At 63.9% G+C, this 2793-nt stretch carries 3 protein-coding genes; 1 reads left to right on the top strand and 2 read right to left on the bottom strand.

Going from position 1 to position 2793, the window contains the following annotated elements; all coding sequences use genetic code 11:
* The coding region (locus EOA27_RS41650) for a hypothetical protein (protein WP_210214181.1) at nucleotides 1-189 on the top strand (189 nt) is incomplete at its 5' end.
* Here the strand turns inward: EOA27_RS41650 and EOA27_RS30595 are convergent.
* A complete protein-coding gene (locus EOA27_RS30595) occupies nucleotides 158-1804 on the bottom strand; it encodes a PAS domain-containing protein (RefSeq protein ID WP_127257993.1) in 1647 nt (548 codons plus the stop codon). The two genes, EOA27_RS41650 and EOA27_RS30595, sit on opposite strands and share 32 nt — an antisense overlap.
* A gap of 196 nt (nucleotides 1805-2000) precedes the next feature.
* Nucleotides 2001-2786, bottom strand: coding sequence for a DUF2270 domain-containing protein (locus EOA27_RS30590; protein ID WP_127257997.1), 786 nt, complete (start codon nucleotides 2784-2786; stop codon nucleotides 2001-2003).
* Between the last annotated feature and the right edge of the window lie 7 nt (nucleotides 2787-2793).

The raw sequence follows: 2793 nt of genomic DNA, 5'->3' as shown, positions 1-2793 counted from the left end.
GAACGTATCGTTGAACTGGTTGAAGTGGTCGACATCGAGCATGATGACTGCCAACGGCTGGCTCGAGCGCTCCATGCGCCTCAGTTCCCGGCTGCTGGTTTCTTCGAGATAACGCCGGTTGAACAGGCCGGTGTTCGGATCGCGGATCGATTGCTGCCTAAGCGTTTCGCGAAGGCGCAGATTGGCTAGCGCCAGCGCCAGCGTGTCGACGACGCCGCGCAGGATCTGCTGCCGTTCGGTCAGCCATTGCGGCTTCTCGGCGGCATTCGGTTCGCACAGATGCATTATGCCCTAGCGTCTCGCCCTGCGCCGCAAGCGGCATGCAAACGTACCCCTTCTTGCCGTTCTCAGTGATGTGAGCGCAGCGCGGCGTGAGCATTCCCGGACCGACGACATGCTCCTGGCCACGACGCAGCGCCCAGCAGTCTTCGGGCGCGAATTGATTGACGCTCGAACGCACGTCGCCCCAATGCGCCCTCTCCTCGACCAGGTTGCGCGAGGCGCTGGTCAGGTGGACGCTCCCGCTCAGGCCGCCGAGAAACTCGGTCATCGCCGTTCCGACCACCGAGAAGGCCTCGGGGAAGGTCACGCAGGCCTGCAGCAATTCGCCGAGCTTGACCAGACGGGACGTGGTTTCCGACTTCTCGTGCAGCTCGCGATTGAGAATGGCGAGCTGGTCAGCGCGTTCGTGGACGACCCCTTCGGCGCGGCGCAATTCACTGATGTCGTTGAGGGTCAGCACCAGCCCGCCGTCAGATCGGCTGAGCGGACTGCAACTGGCGATAATTGGGATCTGCGAGCCGTCCAGCCTGACCAGGCGTATCTCGCGCTGCTGCTGCCGACCGGTAGCCAGAGCCATCTCGACGGGGGACGCCCCACTGGCGAATTCGGCGCCTTTCGGATCGTGCAGTGTCAGCGCCGCGTCCCATTGCAGGCCGACGATCTTGTCGGCGCGCCGGCCGATCATCGTCGCTGCGGCGGGGTTGACGCTGGCGATGCGGCCCTCGGCATCGAGCACCGCGATGCCTTCGGCAGCTGCCTCGACAATGTCTTCGATATGCGCCCGCGCCGCCGCGAGTTGGTCGGCCATCGTGTTGAAGCCATCTGCCAACTCCCCGAACTCATCGTTGCGCCCATCGCCTATGCGCGTCATGGCTTCGCCCTTCGCCAGCGCCTGCATACCGCGCATCATATCCTTAAGTCCTGAACCGAAACGGCTGAGAAGAACCCAGGCAAAACCCGCGGCGATCAGCATGGCGGCGGCGGTGCTGAGGCCGACGAGCCAGAGCAGACCATTGGTCCGCTGCTCGGCGGCGGTCAGCACCGGGTCATATTCCAGAAGCGCGGCGCCGACGATCGTGTCCTCGTTCTGCTCGATCGGAACGGCAAGAATGGCGTTCACTTCGTTCGGATCGACGAACCGGCGCGGAACACCGTCTTGCAGCGTGAGGCCCACCTCATTGCCCGGATCGTGATCGAATGTCTCGCCGGCGATGTGCTCCTCGTCAGCGGCATGGGCGACAATCCGCTTGCTGCTGTCGACAACGATAAAATCGCGCCGCGCGCGGCGGTGCTGCTGGTCGAGATACCGCTTTAATGCATCAGGTCGATCAAGCAGCGATGGCGCACCGTCGTAGGGTTTGAAAACGATGGTGTCGGCGAGCTCACGGGCGACATTGGTCGCTTCGTTCAGTCCCAGATATCTGGCCGCCTTCAGCTGCGTGAAGACGGCGACAGCGCCAACCAGTCCGATCAGCGCCGCCGCGCTCACCATGCTGACGATAATCAGGCTCTTAATGCGCATGGCAAGGTCCCACCGGCGACAACGCTGTCTTGTCCGTGAATCGCGGCCAGCCTCTCATCTGTCGCGTTTTATTACCAAATGCTTATCAAGCGGCTAATGATGGCGCGCCTGATGGTTGTCCCCGCACGCGATTTCACGGTGGTTTACTGGCAGGCAGGCATAGCTGAATCCGGGTAAACGTTCGGCGTTCAGCCGCTCACACATGCACGTCGCCGACCGACAGCTCGCCGTCATCGGCACGCACCAGCAAGGCGGCGGCAAGCAGCGCGAGATAGCAGACGGCCACCCCGCTTACCACGATGACGCCAGGGATGGGTCCCAGCGTCGCCACCCGGAACGTGTCGACCAGCGAGGCGCCGAAGCCGATCGGCGAGCCTTCGCGCGACAGGCTCGGCGTGGTGATCTTGAGGATCCAGGCAAGCAGCAGGATCGTGTACATGAAGATGTAGTTGCGGCGCAGCCGGCGTATCAGCGCCGCGCGCTGCGTGATCAGGAAACGCGGCGAGCGCAGGCCTTCGCCCAGGATGGCCAGCCAGTTGGAAGCGTAATCCGGCTGCGGCGAAAAGATCTGCGCGAAGTAGTAGCGCTCGAACTGCCGCACGCGGGCGCGGTAGACGTCGAAGAAACGGTAGCGCCGCGCCTCGATCCACAAAAGCAGCGTGATCAGGAGCATCGCGAACAAGAGCACGCCGTGATGCGCGCTGGGCGTCGACAGCGACACCGACAGCATCGCCGCCACCACGGTGATCGCCCAGTTGCTGGTGCGGTCGAGCCTGTCGCGCCAGCCCGCCATGCGCGCGATCTCGGCGCGGTGGAAATGCGACAGCGTGGTGGTGAATTCGGGAGAGCTGAGCTTCAGCGCCAGCGTGTCGGAAGCGCGGGGCGGTGCTGCCTTCTCGGTTGATCTTGCCGGCGCGTTCGCCTCGATGGATTTCGCGGCCCTGGCCGCGTCGGTGGATTTTGCGGCCTTCGGCTGGGACATCGTGCCA

The organism is Mesorhizobium sp. M2A.F.Ca.ET.037.01.1.1, assembly GCF_003998075.1.
Lineage (GTDB): Bacteria > Pseudomonadota > Alphaproteobacteria > Rhizobiales > Rhizobiaceae > Mesorhizobium.
The sequence above is the reverse complement of the archived record's forward strand: the minus strand, read 5'-3'. Positions and strand labels throughout refer to the sequence as shown.

Bases quoted from the DNA above. Each gene is read 5' to 3' on its own strand.
- EOA27_RS30595 (WP_127257993.1), bottom strand. From the start codon at position 1,804: ATGCGCATTAAGAGCCTGATTATCGTCAGCATGGTGAGCGCGGCGGCG.
- EOA27_RS30590 (WP_127257997.1), bottom strand. From the start codon at position 2,786: ATGTCCCAGCCGAAGGCCGCAAAATCCACCGACGCGGCCAGGGCCGCG.